The sequence below is a fragment of the Idiomarina sp. X4 genome, from assembly GCF_002808045.1.
Classification (GTDB): Bacteria; Pseudomonadota; Gammaproteobacteria; order Enterobacterales; family Alteromonadaceae; genus Idiomarina.
On the sequence record NZ_CP025000.1, the window covers coordinates 1,298,997 to 1,316,164 of the forward strand.

The window sequence follows — 17,168 nt, forward strand, 5'->3', positions numbered from 1 at the left end:
GTCATATGACACTGTGCTGTCATATCGGCTGCAGCACTTATATTTTCTTTAATTTACAGTAGAGTAGCGATCTAATCCGCCACCTATGAGCGTATGATCAGATATAAAAATCATGGAGGTGAATTATGAACGTTGCCGTTATTGGTGCTAATGGAAAAATTGGTCAACATCTTGTCGAACAATTGCAAAACGACGACAAACACAAGGTTGTTGCTGTAGTACGGAAGCAGGAACAAAAACAATCGTGGGAAGAGAAAGGTATTGAAGCCAGGTTAGCCGACTTAGAAGGCTCCGTTGACGACTTGCAGACTGCTCTTAACGGCGCAGATGCCGTGGTATTCACAGCAGGCTCCGGGGCTAACACGGGTGATGACAAAACGCTTTTAGTGGATCTAGACGGCGCCGTGAAAACCGTTGAAGCTGCTGAGAATACTGGCGCGAAACGTTTTATTATGGTCAGCGCATGGCAAGCGAATAACCGTGAGAACTGGGCGGAACAGCTACTGCCTTACTACGCGGCGAAACATTACGCTGACAAAGAGTTAATGCGCAGCAACCTCAATTGGACGATAGTGCGTCCCGGCGCATTAACGGATGATCCTGCTAGCGGTAAAGTGGTTGTCGGAGAATCATTGGCTCCAGGCTCGGTGCCTCGTGAAGATGTCGCGAACGTGTTACATCGCTGCCTTGACGAATCAGGAACAGAACGTAAAGCCTTTGATTTAATGTCGGGCGAGAGTGACGTTCAGCAGTCCTTACAAGCGATGAAAGAACTCGCTTAGTACCTCAACAGTCCGTTCAGTTTTTGTGGGAATATTGTCTTTAACCGGCAATACTGCGTGAACGCTGTACGGACTGCCTTTCCACTCAGGCAGCAACCGAAGTAGGTGACCACTTTCAATGTGGTGCTTGACTTCAGGCTCTGGCAGTAACGCGTAACCCACCCCATCTAGTGTCAGTTGCACCACAGTTTGCATGTTGTTGAGCATGATTTTCGGTTGCGGGAGTTCAAGCTCTGAAGAGTTCGACATGTGCCCAATAAAGCAGTCTTCGGGAAGGTCGTTAAAACAACTGATAGGCTTCTGCGCAGCCGGGTGCGAAGCAGCAATACAAGGAATCATGTTCCAATCTACTAAGTGCCTCGCATAAAGCGATGAGTCGGCAAGAGGGCCAATCCGAATGGCCAAGTCGGCGCCGGCGGTAATTAAATCAATGGGCTCGTCCGTCATGTGCAGCTGAAAATGGACATTTTTAAACTCTTGTTGCAGCTTTTTTAACGGCTCGCTGAGCAACCCGCCACCAAAACCAACAGGCGCTATCATTTTAATTTGCCCTTGCGGTGTTTTGGTCAACGACTCCCATTGCTCCTGGTTACGCGCCGCAATGTTCAGCATGTCTAAGCATGATTGGTAAAACACTTTTCCGGCTTCGGTCAATGTCAGCGTCCGCGTGTTTCTGTGAAACAGCGCAATACCGTTGTCTTTTTCCAAGCGCTGTAATTGTTGGCTAACCGCAGACACTGTCATGTGGAGTTCCTTTGCTGCTCCACTCATACTGTTCAGCTCAACCGTTCGAGTAAAAGCCTTCATTGACCGAATCATTTTTGGGTTCATGGTTTAGTCCCGCTTAAAACCTATTTCAGAATTTCGACGTTGATGAATTCATCTTAACATTTATGATCGCCAATGAAAATTATTCTCATTTAACAGAGGGGCGATTTGTGAACGTTTTTAAGAATGGCTTGAAACTGGGTGTACTTTCAATGGCTATTTTTTCTGCCTTGGGTACCGCTTATGCACAGGATGGTGCAAACGACGATCGTGAAAAGCGGCGTCATAAACACAAAGACATGGAAGTGATGGTGGTGACGGCCTCTGGTGTCGCCCAGCATATAAAAAAGGCACCGGCTTCTATTTCCGTTATCGATAAAGACGAGTTGTCACAGCGCTTCTACAAAGACTTAACCGACGCCATGACGGATGCGCCAGGGGTTGTAGTCACCGGCGGTGGTGACCGTCAGGATATCAGTCTGCGGGGGATGGGAGCCGACTACACCTTAATTTTGGTGGACGGTCAGCGTCAGAGCTCCAGAGAAACCCGTCCAAACAGCGACGGTCCGGGTGTGGAAGGCGCCTGGACGCCACCACTGGCGGCCATCGATCGCATTGAAATTATTCGTGGACCGATGTCGTCGCTTTACGGCTCGGACGCAATAGGTGGCGTTATTAACATCATTACGCGAAAAACACCGGACGAATGGCGCTCTGAAATTCGCGTTGATGGCACGTTGCAGGAACGAACGGAGTCCGGTAACAGCTACCAAACGAACTTCTATACGGCAGGTTCACTCATCGAAGATACTTTGGGACTTCAGTTGTCGGCAGGATATACACGGCGTCTTGAAGATGACATTGTCGATGGCTTTCGTGATAAAACCGCACAAGATGCAGATATGAAACTGGCTTATACGCCAAATCGCGACCATGAGATTCTGTTTGAAGTTGGGACGGCTAAACAAACGATAGACGCTTCTTTAGGTAAAACGATAGAGCCGCTGGCGCCGGGCGAAGAATGCGGTCGGCGTGGGTGTCCAGAGTCTTCAAGCACTGTGTACGATAGTCAGTCCGTATCGATTGCCCACAACGGTCAATGGGGCTTAGTGGGTGCACGCAGCTACCTAAAACGCGACGAGTATGAAAACGAAGCCCGTTTAATGACCATTACCAATACCGACTTTCAAAGCCACTGGAATTTACCACTATTTGATGACAATTCAGTCAATACCGGCGTTTCCTACTTTAAGGAAGAGCTGGAAGATTTAACCAGTAACCAAATCAGTGACCGTACCCGAGTTGAAGGCTCGCAATGGTCGGTATTTGCAGAAACGGCCTGGCCATTGTTTAAAGGGTTCGACTTAACCACCGGCGTTCGTTATGACGACGATGACATTTTCGGCGGTCACTGGAGCCCACGTGTCTACGGTGTTTATACCTTAAGCCGGACAACAACCATAAAAGGTGGGGTTTCAACCGGCTTCCGGGCGCCAGACCTGCGCGAAACCACCCCTGACTGGGGTCAGGTCAGCCGAGGTGGCGATGTCTACGGCAACCCAAATTTAGAAGCAGAAACGTCAACAAACTATGAGTTGGGTTTGTATACCGACTGGAGTCGCCATACCTCAACCTCTGCTACTGTTTTTTACAACCAATTTGACGATAAAATCACTCGCGTTGCCTGCCCGGCAACGGTGTGTGATGCCGGACCGAATCAGTTTGGCTCCATGCCAACGACTCGTGTGAATATTGATGAAGCGGTGACCCGAGGGTTTGAGTTGACATTCAATTCACGCCTTAGCCGCCATTGGTCAGTTAAAGGGAACTATACGTACACCGACTCTGAACAGAAATCGGGTGAGTATGCCGGTGAGCCTCTAAATCAATTGCCTAAGCACTTAATACAAACGTCGTTAAACTGGAAGCCGAATAAGCGCTGGAACAGTTGGTTACGTGTGCATTATCGCGGTAAAGAAAGCCAGCCAACAACGGGACCGTCACAGAGCGCATTGGTTGCGCCGTCCTACACACTGGCAGACTTCGGTGTGAATTATTATGTGACACGAGACTTAAAGTTAGCAGCGGGTATTTATAACTTACTGGACAAGGAAATTGGCGTGGAAGAGTACGGCTATGTTGAAGACGGCCGACGTCTTTGGCTATCGGCCGCCTACAGCTTTTAGCACTTAAAGCACATTGTTTAACGCAATACCTAAACCGAAGCGAGTCTGTTTGTGGTTGTAGTCAATCAGGCTCTCTCCGTATCCGGTGAAAATTGACGTATAACCGATAAACTTGCCGCCGAGTGGAAATGTCCAGTTAAGCTCGGCGGAGCCTCTGCCGGTATCTATGGCGTGCTTAAGCCTTAAGATGTATTCGAAATCACCGTCACTGTAAGCGGTAGTAAATTCGTAATCACCCACATAATCGGTAATGTTGGGGTTGTCGTCGCCACTGGACTGAAGCGGGTCGGTTTTCGCGTCTTCCTGTAAACGAATCCATGGCTTGAACGAGAAAACGAAACGCCCTTTTTCAACAACAAACTGAGCATAAAAGCGGTTCCAGCTGCGTGACAGTGGTTGACTGCGGCCATTCGACAAGTGTTCTGCGCCGAATACTAAAGCTGTGTTTGTACCAAACGGATGCCAGCCAGTTGGCGTCGCGTAGAAAAATTCCGGCATGTAGTTCGTTTCACGGAATGGTTTCGATATGTTGTCTGAGTAGACTTGCCACCAGGACTGTACGGTGAAACCGAAGAAAAACTGGTCGTCTTCGAACAGCAAGCTTTCTTTATTAAGCGGTACTTTAAAGCTGAGCTGGAATTTAGCCTCGTATTCTTCTAAGTTTTCTTCATAACCTTCAATATCGGCGTACTGTATACGGTTAATATTGTTTGTGGTCAGCACAGGCAGCATGTAATTTCGGCGGTGTGGAGTCAGCACATAAGGGTCAAACTGGGTGACCTTTTCACTTTTCATCCGGTTGGTGAGCACACCCGGCTCTTCCACGGCATCGACTTCAACCACTTCCTCTTCTTCAGCGCTGCGGAGTTGTTGTTCACACTGGCTGCGAATATCGGCAATAGTGGTTTTTTCCGCTTTGGTCGTATTCATTTTGTCCAGCAGGCACTGCTGCATTTCAGACAGCTGCTGTGCGTGAGCCACTGTAAAAAGAAATAGACAAGAGGCTGTTACACTAAGACGAATCCATGTTTTCATAAAGGTACGACTCCAAACGGTAAGCTTCTGTGTACTATAGCGGAATTAACAATTTTAGATCACTCATTCAGGTTTATTTTGTTATACACTTACAAAAAGTAGGTGTATAACGCTTATCGAGATGAGCAAAGGAGAACACGTATTTCATACCGCGCGCTCGAATTATTCGACAAACTGCCACTTTCTTACCGATTTGCAGCGGCATTGCTATTACCCGTTATCGCAATTATTTGGATGTCTGGCTCTAACATTATAGAGCTGCGACAGTCGGTTAATCGGCTGGATGCGCTGAATGATAATATCACGCTGGTCACAGCGGCCGGTCAGCTCGTCGGCACATTACAACGTGAACGTGGCTTGAGTGTGCTCATTACAGACACCGGCACTGAACGCTTACGTTCGCGGTTAGTGCAAAGCCGTGAGAGAACGAACCAGCAGCTGATAAACCTAAAGCAAAAGCTGGGTTCAGTAGATATTACGTCGGAAACCAAAGCGCTTCACCAGGGCTTAAAACTCGCGACTGACGCGCTGGGACAGCTACCGGTTATGCGTGAACGTGTCGATAATAAACAAGCGACCCCTGATGAAATACTTCAGTTTTATACTGCGATTATTCGGCAAACCAATAGCCAGTTGAATGAGTTAGCACGCGACTTATCGATAGTGAGCCTCTCACGCGAAGTAAATGCTTACTTTATTTTAAACCGACTTCGAGAGTTACTCGGACAAGAGCGTGTCATTGTCGGTAAAGCGCTGTTAAACGGCAAAATGAGCCACGAAGACATTCGTCAGTTGGCTTATAACGCTGGTCGACAACGCAGCTTGCTGATTGGCTTTGAAAGTCAGACCTCGGTGGAGCCGGACGGTGAGTTGTCCGTGTTAACAACTGAGTTTCGGCAAAAGCTACTCGCAACACGAACGCCGAATGAGTTACTTCAGGACATGGACGCTGACGTGTGGATAGCTCAGCAGACGCAGCTTATTGCGACCGTTCAGGATGTTGAGCAACGGTTAATCACGAGCATTAAAGAAACAGCGACGAGTTCTTATGAGTCGTCTCTCAGCGAGTTATGGCGTTACGTCATTATATCGCCATTGGTGTTGCTGACTGCACTGTTCTTAAGCTGGCTCATTCTGCGCTATGTGCGTCGCCAAATAATGTTGGCAGACTCCGTTTTTCAATACACACAAGATCGCATTACCATCACTGATGCCGATGGCCGAATTCTGGATGTGAACCCGGCCTTTACGCGCATTACCGGCTATAAAAAACGCGAAGTGCTGGGTAAAAACCCCCGGTTCTTAAAGTCCGGGAGTCAGGGGAAATCGTTTTATCGTTCTATGTTCCAGCAGCTAATAAAAGACGGCTTCTGGCAAGGTGAGCTGTGGAACCGTCGTAAGAACGGCGAGTTTTATGCTGAGCTGGCGTCCATGAGCGCTATTAAGAATAAACGTGGCGAAGTACAAAACTTTGTGGGCATTAGTTCTGACGTAACAGAACGAGCGTTTGCCCATAAGGAGGAATTAGAATTCAGAACCTACCACGACGCTCTGACCGGGCTTCCTAATATCTTACTTGTACGAGACCGCCTGGAACACGCATTGAGCATTGCTGGTCGTAAAGGCGACATGGTCGTGGTCGCGTCTATCGACGTCGATAATTTCAAAAATATCAACGCTCAGTTTGGCCATGCGGTGGGTGATAAAGTCATAGAACAGCTTGCCCGGCGGCTCAACGCCACCATACGCGATGGCGATACGGTCGGAAGGCTCAGCGGCGATGAATTTTTATTGGTCATTGAAGGTGGAGAGAGTGAACTGCAGGTGAATGAGGTTCTCGAGCGAATAAAGTCCGAGCTCTCTGAAACCATTACCGTTGGCTCTTACATCATGGACATTACCGTCAGTATGGGCGTTACTGCGTATCCGCAGGACAACAACGATGCCGATACCCTTATTCGCCATTCCAGCCAGTCACTGCATCAGGCAAAACGTAACGGCCGCGACCGCATAACTTGGTTTGATACTCAAAGAGAGCAAGCGCAGACCCAGTTAACGCAGCTCATTAAGCGGATGGAACTGGCTATGAGCAATAATGAACTCGAGTTGTTTTACCAGCCTAAAGTCAATATGAAAACCTGCGAGGTAATTGGCGTTGAGGCGCTTCTGCGTTGGCGCGACCCTGAACGAGGTCTGGTGCCACCGGGAGACTTCCTGCCTCTTATTGAAGAGCATCCGTTCTCCATTGATGTCGGCAACTGGGTGCTCGACGCAGCCCTGAAGCAGGTGAATGAATGGCGTTCACAGGGCATTGAGCTGCCGGTGAGCGTTAATATTAACGCGCTGCAACTGCTGGACGACGAGTTCCTGGACTCTGTAAACACTCACTTGCGCCATTACCCCAATGTGTCACCGCAGTTTCTTGAAATAGAAGTGCTGGAAAGCGCCGCCATTGGCAAAATTAATGTGGCCGCCGAGGTGCTGGCGAAATGCAAAAAAATGGGTATAGCCGTGTCATTGGATGACTTTGGAACCGGCTTTGCCGCACTCGATTACCTGAAGCGCTTGCCGGCACAAACGCTTAAAATAGACCAAAGCTTTGTGCGCGATATGATGACAGACGACGGCGACCTGGCCATTGTGAAAGGTATTATTGGCCTTGCCGACGCCTTTAACTTCAACATTATTGCCGAAGGCGTCGAAACCGAGCAGCAAGGTAAAACACTGGTTGAGTTAGGCTGCGTGCTGGGTCAGGGGTACGGCATTGCGAAACCCATGCCGGCGAACGAAGTACTGCCATGGCTTAAAAACTGGAAATGCCCTGAAGGTTGGGGTGGGTATGAGGGTTTGTGAGGTGGCAATGTGGCTTGTGTCTGAAATTAACAATAATCGACGGAACCATGTAGCGGTCATCATCAAATCCAAACGTCATTCTCAGCAGTTTTACTACCTGTTTCATCACCAGTGTTAACTACACCTCGTGGCTCTATCAGTAACACCTGGGCTTCTTGTTCGGCGTAAGGCTTATGTTCAATGCCCTTCGGCACTACATACATTTCACCTTCCGACAGATCGACGTGACCGTCTCTGAAGTCGATGCGCAGACGCCCCGAAAGCACGATGAAGGTTTCATCGGTGTCTTTATGGTCATGCCAGACAAAGTCACCTTGCAGCTTTACCACTTTGAACTGGTAATCGTTCATCTCGGCAATCACCTTCGGCGACCATTGCTCGCTAAACAGGCTCAGTTTTTCTTTGAAGTTTATCGGTTTGTGCGGCATGGAGTTCCTTTTAGGTTTAGTCTGGTTTGTGCCAGGAGCGGATGTGGATTGGTACGTGCGAGCCGAAGGAGAGATCGTCGCGCTGCAACATTTTATTCTTCCCAGATAGCAACAGACTGTGCATCAAAAAATTCCACTTCCGAGATGCCCGACTCCAAATAGGCGCGCGCATTGGCTTTGATACGAGTGTTCTCTTCAGTATTCTCGTCCCCAAATATGCTAACGTAGAACTTTTCCACCTGACTTCGCTTCAGTTGTTCAAAGATGTGTTTGTCTCCCTCGTCAATTGAGTGGCCTTGGATGAAGAATGTACCGCTGGACTTACGAAGAGCTCGAAAACAAAAGTCGAGGTAGGGATTATGCTCTATTCGCGCCTTTTTCTTCTCCGCCGAGGGTTCTGAGACGAACAAAGGAAATCTGCCGTCAACAAGGTTGCGCCGCACAAGATCCACGATACTGGTTCTTGCCTCAGAGTAAGCATGCTTTTCAATTACAGATCCTCGGTCGAAAATATGTAGTCCACCGTGTAAGAAATGCACCTCTTGGTTTGTGCCATGCCCGCGCCATTTGCAACCGACCCGAAACCCGTCATCAGTCAAGTATGCTTCTGGTGGAAGGTTGACCATATTCCTCGCCCAGTAAAACAGCAGATCGTAGTTGACTGTAAAAACTTGGTTGAATCGCGACAAATACCTGCGCGCCGAAGTGAACTGCTTATCGGCTATTTCGTTCGGTCGGCTCGGATGTGTGTTAGAAATAGCGGAAATTAACGCATCCTTTAGAAGCTGCTGGTCTCTCTCAATCGTCTCTAGCAGCGGGCCGTTTCCACCGTATGATTCCAAAACTGCTTTAGCCGAGACCAGTGCCCTCATAACCACCTCGAAATCGTAGGTTCCGCAACGGTCGAATAGAGCTCGAATCTCTGCTTCTCGCGCGTCGAAGTCTGCTGCCTCCAAGAGATTAGCGTAATTAAAGATACTATCATCCCAAGCTCGAGAAAAGCCGTTTCCAAGCAGAACCGAGGGCTTTTCGCCCTCCTCAACGGTAGCGATTGCTTCTTCGAAAGTAATCATAAACACTCCATGAATAGGTTCTGGGCATAATGCTCAAAACAGTAGTGCACGTTAGATCGCCCAACCAATAGGGTGATTCTGTCTTTGCTTGTTAGGTAGGAACTTCTGTAATCCCCCCGGAAAATTGGAGCAGTTATTAGCAGTAAAAAGCAGACTGCTTGTTTGTGCCAGGAGCGGACGTCAGCGCCGAAATAATCAGTTTCCCGCATCGCAGGCGCATAGTTGGTTGCTCAGCTATAGTTTTACATATGCTTTTGCTATGGTTTCGTTGATTTCTGTTGCTAACGTTTGCGCCTCACGCATAGTTTTTTGTACTGATTCCCAATTAGCCCAATGCTGAGCCCATTTTTCTTTTCCTACCACAGACTCAAAATCTATTTTTGTTGGCTCAAGCCATGCCTCATATTTTTTCAACTTTTCGATACGCTGACTAAGATCTCTAACTCCTCGGGATTTTGGAGACAGTTTTGCATCGCTAGTAATCCATGCACTCCAAGGCTTGTTGCCTTTTGATTGATTACATTTACCACATGCAGGAACCAAGTTATGGATTTCGGAAATATATCCCGTTGGCTTTTTGTTAAGTACCAAAGGCCGCAAATGATCCCATTCCGAAGCTGTAGCGCCACAGTAGGCGCATTGAAAGCTATCGTGGTCCATACCCAGAATCTCTAGCGCCTCTTTAACTTGCTCATTTGTTGGAACAATTATTGGAATAATTGAGTTAATAAACGAGTTCGTGATGCTTGAGGACCTTCCCGTAATTTTCATCGGCGTTGGCATTCTGAATAGTGATAAGTAATCCATAACTCTCTTTATCCATAACAGCGTATTATACTGACCCTGCAAGATCAGATTCCTTGGAAGCTAGATTACATTGTAAGGTCAGAAAGTCCAATGGCCGCTGTTCGCTCTGAGCTGACGTTAAAGCAGGCCTTTAGAGATCGAATATAAAGAGATATGGCACTCTTGTAGAATTGAGTATGGTGGATAAGACTATTCAAGTCAGAGTTCACCCGCCTGCTCAATAACTTCCGTCCATGATTTTTTAGAATGCCAATCTTTATATCTTTCCATCAAGGGTAGGTAGTGCTCAGGAATATCTGATTCGGGTGCGTTGCTATAAACATAAGCCATTCCTTCTCTAAACCATTCCGGTTTCATCATTGTCGCCACGGCACCAATTTCGGAAAATTGAAACCAATGAATCAATTCATGCTGAGTAATGTAGCTTTGCCACGATGCGGGAGCTATAACCGTACCAAGAAAAGGATATGAGATGGCCCGCTCATTGCCTCCTCCGAATGACTGATAACACTCTAAAGTGGAGCAATATACAAACATAGGCTTTGAGCGAAGAGGTATTCCAGCAGAAGAGACTGCATCAAAGGCGGATCCGTACAACTCTTCGGCTTTTGCCATTTCTTTTGTGTGCTCGACACAAACCGAATTGTGACATTTCATGTCGTTTAAATGCGGAAGTAATAGTCTAACTGGTTTTGCGAACGACCATACCAGCACCGGAAGCGAGACAAGAATCAACACCAATGACAATTTTTTTATCACTTTAAGCTCCCCTTTATACAACATTCATGTGTTTTGCATGCAGGTGGTGTAAATCGCTTGATAATAGGGTACTGACTCATAGGTCAGCGGAAGAATACCGTTATCGAGACACACTATTGGTAAACCAAAAACCACTCCAGACCCTAACGACTGCACAATAAGTAGCTGTGGTTATGCGTTAATCGACATTAAACGAACCGTGTATACAAGACAATAAAAAACGTAATTTATTGCAGAGGAGAGTATGAAGCTGCCTATTGGAGTCTTTAGGTCTTATGAATGAGAGAGAAACAGATAATTAGATATAATAGTTAAACCAACGAAAGGCCGCAATGAGCGAGCAACGGAAGTTAGAGTTATCCACCGCTTAAGGAAAATATGTCGATTTGTGTCAGGCTTTACCTGTATTACAGCTATGCAAAAATACGAAAATGCTTATACTTTGTGCAAGCTAATAATTTCAACCACATTACTTTAATGGAAGTTTTACAAGGATTGTATAAATTATGAAAGACTGGCAAGTACACCTTGGATTTTGGGGAACAATTATTTGGCTTGCATCATTTCAAATAATGCAGTTTTTAAATGAAAATGGTTATACCACTGAAGTGAAGGCAGTTGTTGGTTATACGCTAGGCTTCATTACGACATTTTCTGGCTACCTGTTTTGGGAGATATGGCATGGGCGCTGGGAACGCATCCTTGGTCAGGAACGTGGCCTAATGCGTATCATATCTGCCATTCCGCTTCTATTTTTGCTTTTATTTGGCTTGCTTGGCTTTATTAACGGAATATTCAACTCTATGCCATGGTACTACAATTTACCTTTCGCTTTGGCGAGTATCGTGGTTGCTCAGGGCGTGATTCCTATTCTTAATCATTTAGACGGTACTAAGCCTTAGCAAGTGCAGGCACGGCAATATCCATTACACTGTGCTTTTGCTCCGGCTTCATGGACGCCTACCTATCCTAGCTAGTTACTAAGCGTCCCATTTTGACAAGTCTGAGAGAAAAGCTGAGCTATATGCGACAGGCTTTATTGTTCTGCGCTATGTCTAAGTGCTTGAAGGTCGGTTACACAATAAAAATAAAACTTAGTATCTTTCCTCCTTAATAGTGAAACTAAGCACTCGGACATTGCATTGGTTTGGTTTTTAACTTAGAAATTGGTAACTATGATTTAAACTAACTGGAAAAAACGACGAAAAGCATACAAACTTTGAAGCACCTAATCGCCTGTTCTGAAGGAGAATAATATGGCGGATAACCTACCGTATAGCACTTCTGTCGGCGTACTTGAAAAAGTACTCGAAAAAATTAAAACTGCATCTGTTCCTGAGCGTGTTACTCAAAATTTTTTAAATACAAAATTGGGGTTAAAGGGTGGCTCCGCAAATGCTTCTATCCCGTTTATGAAAAAAATGGGCTTTGTTGCTAGTGATGGCTCACCAACGGAACTCTATAGTGAGTTTCGTAACCCGAAGAAGTCGCGTATTGCTGTAGGCAAAGCGTTCAAAGACCTTTACGCTCGTCTTTATGAAATGAATGAGTATGTACATGACGCTTCTGATGATGAAGTCCTTGGTTTAATTGTCCAATCTACAGGTGGAGAAAAAGACTCACGTGTGACGCAGCAGACGCTATCAACTTTTAATATGCTCAGGAAGTTAGCAGACTTTGATACTGAGACTTTAGAAGCTGAGGAGAGTGAGCACGACAGGCTAGACGAGCAAAAGCATTTAAATCAGTCAGTGCCATTACCACAGTTCAATCATGGCTCTTCAGGTAGCTCGAAAGGAAAGTCAATTAACTTAGCGTATACGATCAATTTGAATTTGCCGGCAACTAAAGATATTGAAGTATTCAATGCAATATTTAAAAGCCTAAAACAACACATATTGGATGATTAGATATGTCTTTTGAGGATAAAGTTAAATCTTTTGGCATGACCAATATGCTTTTAGAAGCTGATTTGGATGATGTCGAAAAAAGTTTTGATATTGAGCTACGTGAAAAAAGGGAAAAGAGTGAGCAGGTTAAAGATATAGAGCAAGCCTACGTTCCTCAATTCGAAGAAAATCTTCGTAAAGAAGCTCAATATATGGCAAGAAATTACGAGCTATTTTACTGCTTAGAGAAAACTATTAGGCAACAAATATCTGAATTACTCGAGGCAAGCGAGGAAGCCGATTGGTGGCATGAGAAATATATTCCTCAACATATAGTTGGAGAGGTAAATAAAAGAATTCAAAGAGAGCGAGAAGCCGGAATCACGCCTAGGTCTTTCGACCCTTTGGATTACACTAACTTTGGTGAATTAGGAGAAATAATTAAGAAGAACTGGGCTATATTTGCTAGTGTTTTTAACAATGTAAAAGCTGTCGACAAAATAATGTTCAATTTGAATACCCTCCGAAATCCAATCGCACACTGTAGTCTGTTAGCGGAAGACGAAAAGCTCAGGCTAGAACTAAGTTTGAAGGATTGGTTCCGTTTGGGTGAGTAAAGCATTTAGAACCGAAGTATTCGTCAAAGAAGGTCAATTAACTCTATTTTTCCTGGTACTACTTATTGAGCGCTTTTACCTCCGCTCCTGGCACAAAGCAGAACTAGCCCGTAAAAGTGCTCTCCCAGAAAATTATTTACAACTCCGACCCACAAGCAAAACCGCTACTCCACGCCCACTGGAAATTGAAGCCCCCCAACCAACCGGTTACGTCCAGTACTTCGCCAATGAAGTACAGACCCGGTTGCTTTTGGCTTTCCATGGTTTTAGAGCTGACTTCGTCGACGTTTATGCCGCCTAAGGTGACTTCGGCGGTGCGATAGCCTTCGGTGCCGTTGGGTTTTAGCTGCCAGCGGTTCAGGTTGTCGGCTATGGTGTGGAACTGTGCGTTCGAAGTATCGGCCAGTTTATTGCTTAATGGCCATTGGTGGTGCTCGGCTAATGCGGTCACCATGCGTTTCGGGAAGTGCGCTTGCAGAACCGTATTAAGTTGAGTTTTCGGCTGTTGCTTTTGCTGGTCTTTCAGCCATTCGTAAGCGTCTAAGTCGGGCAGCAGATTAATAGTAACGGCTTCGCCGGGCTGCCAGTAGGACGATACCTGCAAAATAGCGGGGCCGCTGACGCCTCGGTGCGTAAATAGCATGGCTTCACGAAAGTAGCCGTCGTTAGCCTCTGCGGTTACTGGCACCGCAACGCCGGAAAGTTCGGCGAAGCGCTCTTTGTCGTCTTCTTGCAGGGTAAAAGGAACTAAGCCAGCGCGTACCGGCACAATCGAGTGTCCAAACTGCTCGGCAATTTGATAGCCCAGGGGGGTAGCGCCGAGCTTCGGCATGGAAAGCCCGCCACAGGCAACCACCAGTTTATCGCTGCGGTATTCACCACGGCTGGTGTCTAGGCAATACTCGTCGTCAAAGTCTACCGACACAATATCCGTACGCAGCTGTACCCGCGCGCCGTAGCGGTCGCACTCGCTCATGAGCATACGCACGATGTCTTTGGCGGAGTCGTCGCAAAACAACTGGCCTAAAGTTTTCTCATGGTAAGGAATGCCGTATTCAGCCACTAACCCAATGAAGTCCCACTGGGTGTAGCGGCTAAGCGCAGACTTACAAAAATGGGGGTTGGATGATAAAAAGTTATCGGGGCCGGCAGACATGTTGGTGAAATTACAGCGGCCGCCGCCGGATATCAGTATCTTTTTTCCCGCCTGCTTGGCGTGATCAAGCACTAATACCGACTTGCCGCGCTTGGCGGCATGGGCAGCGCAGTGAAGCCCTGCCGCTCCGGCACCGATAACAATGACATCCCATTTCGACATTATTGTTGCAACTGCTCCAGTATGTATTCGGCTTTGCTGACTTCAAAGGCTTTTTCGTCTTCAACGTATAAGCCTTTAACGGTGCCGTCGGTAATGATCATGGCATAGCGTTTTGAGCGAATACCGCCAAAGTTGCCAGTGTCCATTGCCAGGCCCAGCATTTGGTTATAAGCGCCGTTACCGTCTGACAATAACCGAACTTTTTCTCCGATCCCTAATGACTCGCCCCAGGCTTTCATTACAAAAGCGTCATTTACGGCCACGCAGTTAATGCTTAAAACACCAGCTTCTTCAAGTGCTTCCGCGTGTTCGACATAACCGGGCAAGTGTTTTTCCGAACAGGTCGGAGTAAAAGCGCCGGGTACGGAGAACAATATGTGGGTGCCCTTAGCAAATATCTCTGCCGGGTCGTAATTTTGAATGCCAAGCTCACCTTTGCTGGTCAGTGAACCGGATGGAATTTTATCGCCTTCTTTAATTTGCTGACTCATTGAAACCTCGTTTTATGTAAACATCAAAGCGATGCTTTTTACTCTTAATTTGGCTGTTTGGTTCACGCTCTGCCAGAAAAGGTGCGCTGTTCGGGCGCTTAACCACCACTCGGAATTTAGCGTGAGCCAATGCGGGATCCAGCAGCGCGTCAGCGTCGTCGTCACTGCCGACCAACTGCTGAAACATTTGCATGTCTTTTTTCACCTGGGCTTTTTGCTTGCCGGTTTTGGGGTACATTGGGTCTAAATACACCACGTCGGGCTCGTGGGTGAAGCCTTTGCCGGTGTATAAGTTGTCAGTGCCTATTAAATGCATTCTCTGACAGGCTTCGCCAATATCGTTAGCCTCTAGCTGAGCTCTGTGCAACCCGTTATCGAGCAGCGCAGCGACCACCGGATGACGTTCGATAAGCTGCACGTTGCAGCCTAAACCGGCCAGTACAAAGGCGTCTCGGCCGAGACCGGCAGTGCCATCAACCACTGATGGTTTAAACTGCCCGGTGACCCCCACCGCTTTAGCAATGGCTTCGTTTTTTAATTGCGTGTTCTGTGCGCGGTACGCCGCTTTTCCCTGATGAAAGTCGACCACTAACGGTGACATTTTCTGTGGGCTTTGCAGCCAATGCAGAGCTAATACGCCCTCATTCAACCACAGTTGAAAAACATCATCGTCTCTGGCTTCTGAAGGGAGACTCCAACGCCCGGCAATAGTCCTTGCGGCAACGATGTCCGCATCGCTGCTTGCAAGAACCGGAACCCGGGCAGTGATTGTCATTGGGCAGCCTTTCGTTGCATATCAATGTGTGGAATATCGTCTTCCAGATACTCTTCGCTAATCGGTTCAAAACCGAAGCTTTTGTAGAATTTTAGCAGATATACCTGCGCACCCACTTGAATGGACGCTTGGGGCGCATATTTCTCAAGATAGTCGATGCTGCGTTGCATTAGCTCAATGCCGAGCTTTTGGCGGCGCACTTTCTCGTGCGTTATGACACGACCAATACGGGAATAACCGGTATCGGTAGTGGCGAGGTAAAGTCGGGCGTAGGCAACCATCTCTCCGGCGCTGTTGCGAGCGTATAAATGTAAGGCTTGTTCGTCGGCACCGTCGGCGTCCAGATACGGACAGGTTTGTTCAACGACGAAAACCTCTTGCCTAAGTTTCAGTAAGTCGTAGAGATCGTGCAGCGAAAGGTCGTTAAATGATTTTAAGTACCAGTTCATGTGCCAACTTTCTTCAATGTTTTATTAAGAGAAACAACGTTGCTGGTTGCGGGCTCGGTATTATAGAGGGCCAGCAGCTCTGTGACAGGTTTTCGACCGTCACCTTTTTGGCTGATACTGCGCGACACCGACAAGCTGCTAATATCCGCCTGTTTGTATAGTGCTCGTGTCAGTTCGGTGTCGTGGTTGCTAATGAGTACCGGAATATCACGCTTTTTGGCTACCTGCGCTGCGCGGCGTGCGAGCTCGTGTTGGTCGGTAAGCCCAAAACCACCGGTCGCGTAACTGGTAAAGTTAGAGGCCTGCACTAACGGCGCATACGGCGGGTCGCAATAAATAACGTCGCCCTGACGTGCGCGGCGGAATACTTGCTCGAACGGTCTACAAATAAATTTGGCTTTGCGGGCTTTTTCCGCAAAATGCTCGAGTTCTTTTTCCGGAAAATACGGTTTTCGATAGTCACCGAAAGGAACGTTGAAAATGCCTTTGCTGTTATAGCGGCATAAACCGTTATAACCATGTCGGTTCATATACAAAAACAGCAAAGAACGATAATACGGGTCACTGCTGGCATTAAACGCGGCGCGCAGCGCGTAGTAAGCGTCGGGCTGGTTATTGCGCTCAACAAAAAGCTTGCGGGCGTCCTGAATAAAGGTTTTAGGGCGACGCTTCACAAACTGATACAGGGTAATTAGGTCTTGGTTAATGTCGTTCAGCAGGTAACTGTCATAGTCCGTGTTCAGAAACACGGAGCCGGCCCCCACAAAGGGCTCAATGAGCTTTTTACCTTGCGGCAAGCGTGCTGATATTGGCTCGATAAGTGAGTACTTACCGCCTGCCCATTTTAAAAATGCCCGATTCTTCTTCATGCGCCGGCCGTTGGTTGATCCTCAACGGATTGTAACCCAAAGGCCGGGGGATGAAAATTGCTGTAAGTA

Annotated in this window: 17 protein-coding genes; 6 read left to right on the forward strand and 11 right to left on the reverse strand. The window is 47.2% G+C overall.

Going from position 1 to position 17,168, the window contains the following annotated elements; translation table 11 throughout:
• Window positions 1-125 precede the first annotated feature (125 nt).
• Entirely contained in the window at window positions 126-782 is a 657-nt protein-coding gene (locus CWC33_RS06225) for an SDR family oxidoreductase (RefSeq protein WP_100691237.1), read from the forward strand.
• On the opposite strand, the gene CWC33_RS06230 is transcribed toward CWC33_RS06225, so the two are convergent.
• On the reverse strand, window positions 756-1,613 hold the full coding sequence (locus CWC33_RS06230) for a LysR family transcriptional regulator (RefSeq protein WP_100691238.1): 858 nt from the start codon (window positions 1,611-1,613) through the stop codon (window positions 756-758). The genes CWC33_RS06225 and CWC33_RS06230 overlap by 27 nt on opposite strands.
• Window positions 1,614-1,762: 149 nt before the next feature.
• On the opposite strand from CWC33_RS06230, the gene CWC33_RS06235 reads away from it, so the two are divergent.
• Entirely contained in the window at window positions 1,763-3,736 is a 1,974-nt protein-coding gene (locus CWC33_RS06235) for a ligand-gated channel protein (protein WP_198511845.1), read from the forward strand.
• 3 nt (window positions 3,737-3,739) lie between these two features.
• Here CWC33_RS06235 and CWC33_RS06240 read toward each other — a convergent pair whose 3' ends face one another.
• A complete protein-coding gene (locus CWC33_RS06240; protein ID WP_100691240.1) occupies window positions 3,740-4,771 on the reverse strand; it encodes a phospholipase A in 1,032 nt (343 codons plus the stop codon).
• 234 nt (window positions 4,772-5,005) lie between these two features.
• Here CWC33_RS06240 and CWC33_RS06245 point away from each other — a divergent pair, with 234 nt between their 5' ends.
• On the forward strand, window positions 5,006-7,624 hold the full coding sequence (locus CWC33_RS06245) for an EAL domain-containing protein (RefSeq protein ID WP_157803480.1): 2,619 nt from the start codon (window positions 5,006-5,008) through the stop codon (window positions 7,622-7,624).
• Window positions 7,625-7,686: 62 nt separating this feature from the next.
• Here the strand turns inward: CWC33_RS06245 and CWC33_RS06250 are convergent, their stop codons facing one another.
• From CWC33_RS06250 to CWC33_RS06265, 4 genes are all read right to left on the reverse strand, one after another.
• Window positions 7,687-8,052: a cupin domain-containing protein gene (locus CWC33_RS06250; protein WP_100691242.1), complete on the reverse strand. Its 366-nt coding sequence runs from the start codon at window positions 8,050-8,052 to the stop codon at window positions 7,687-7,689.
• A gap of 92 nt (window positions 8,053-8,144) precedes the next feature.
• Window positions 8,145-9,125 (reverse strand): DUF4917 family protein, encoded by a 981-nt coding sequence (locus CWC33_RS06255; protein ID WP_100691243.1) that lies wholly within the window; start codon window positions 9,123-9,125, stop codon window positions 8,145-8,147.
• A gap of 234 nt (window positions 9,126-9,359) precedes the next feature.
• Window positions 9,360-9,932, reverse strand: a complete 573-nt coding sequence (locus tag CWC33_RS06260; RefSeq protein WP_198511835.1) for an HNH endonuclease — start codon at window positions 9,930-9,932, stop codon at window positions 9,360-9,362.
• A gap of 198 nt (window positions 9,933-10,130) precedes the next feature.
• The gene (locus tag CWC33_RS06265; RefSeq protein ID WP_157803481.1) at window positions 10,131-10,691 is read right to left on the reverse strand and encodes a hypothetical protein; all 561 of its coding nucleotides are present in this window, start codon (window positions 10,689-10,691) and stop codon (window positions 10,131-10,133) included.
• A 506-nt stretch (window positions 10,692-11,197) separates the two neighbouring features.
• Here CWC33_RS06265 and CWC33_RS06270 point away from each other — a divergent pair.
• The 3 genes from CWC33_RS06270 to CWC33_RS06280 all read left to right on the forward strand — a co-directional run bounded on the left by CWC33_RS06270 (window position 11,198) and on the right by CWC33_RS06280 (window position 13,197).
• The gene (locus tag CWC33_RS06270) at window positions 11,198-11,593 is read left to right on the forward strand and encodes a hypothetical protein (protein ID WP_100691245.1); all 396 of its coding nucleotides are present in this window, start codon (window positions 11,198-11,200) and stop codon (window positions 11,591-11,593) included.
• 354 nt (window positions 11,594-11,947) lie between these two features.
• Entirely contained in the window at window positions 11,948-12,601 is a 654-nt protein-coding gene (locus CWC33_RS06275; RefSeq protein ID WP_100691246.1) for a DUF5343 domain-containing protein, read from the forward strand.
• A 2-nt stretch (window positions 12,602-12,603) separates the two neighbouring features.
• Window positions 12,604-13,197, forward strand: a complete 594-nt coding sequence (locus tag CWC33_RS06280) for a Swt1 family HEPN domain-containing protein (RefSeq protein WP_100691247.1) — start codon at window positions 12,604-12,606, stop codon at window positions 13,195-13,197.
• 136 nt (window positions 13,198-13,333) lie between these two features.
• Here the strand turns inward: CWC33_RS06280 and CWC33_RS06285 are convergent, their stop codons facing one another.
• Genes CWC33_RS06285 through CWC33_RS06305 form a run of 5 tightly spaced genes read right to left on the reverse strand, consistent with a single transcriptional unit; the run spans window position 13,334 to window position 17,099 of the window.
• Entirely contained in the window at window positions 13,334-14,515 is a 1,182-nt protein-coding gene (locus CWC33_RS06285; RefSeq protein WP_100691248.1) for an NAD(P)/FAD-dependent oxidoreductase, read from the reverse strand.
• Window positions 14,515-15,006, reverse strand: a complete 492-nt coding sequence (locus CWC33_RS06290; RefSeq protein ID WP_100691249.1) for a peroxiredoxin — start codon at window positions 15,004-15,006, stop codon at window positions 14,515-14,517. The genes CWC33_RS06285 and CWC33_RS06290 overlap by 1 nt, the downstream gene beginning before the upstream one ends.
• Window positions 14,990-15,781 (reverse strand): class I SAM-dependent methyltransferase, encoded by a 792-nt coding sequence (locus CWC33_RS06295; RefSeq protein WP_100691250.1) that lies wholly within the window; start codon window positions 15,779-15,781, stop codon window positions 14,990-14,992. The genes CWC33_RS06290 and CWC33_RS06295 overlap by 17 nt, the downstream gene beginning before the upstream one ends.
• On the reverse strand, window positions 15,778-16,230 hold the full coding sequence (locus tag CWC33_RS06300; RefSeq protein ID WP_100691251.1) for a GNAT family N-acetyltransferase: 453 nt from the start codon (window positions 16,228-16,230) through the stop codon (window positions 15,778-15,780). The genes CWC33_RS06295 and CWC33_RS06300 overlap by 4 nt, the downstream gene beginning before the upstream one ends.
• Window positions 16,227-17,099 (reverse strand): Dam family site-specific DNA-(adenine-N6)-methyltransferase, encoded by an 873-nt coding sequence (locus CWC33_RS06305; RefSeq protein WP_100691252.1) that lies wholly within the window; start codon window positions 17,097-17,099, stop codon window positions 16,227-16,229. The genes CWC33_RS06300 and CWC33_RS06305 overlap by 4 nt, the downstream gene beginning before the upstream one ends.
• Between the last annotated feature and the right edge of the window lie 69 nt (window positions 17,100-17,168).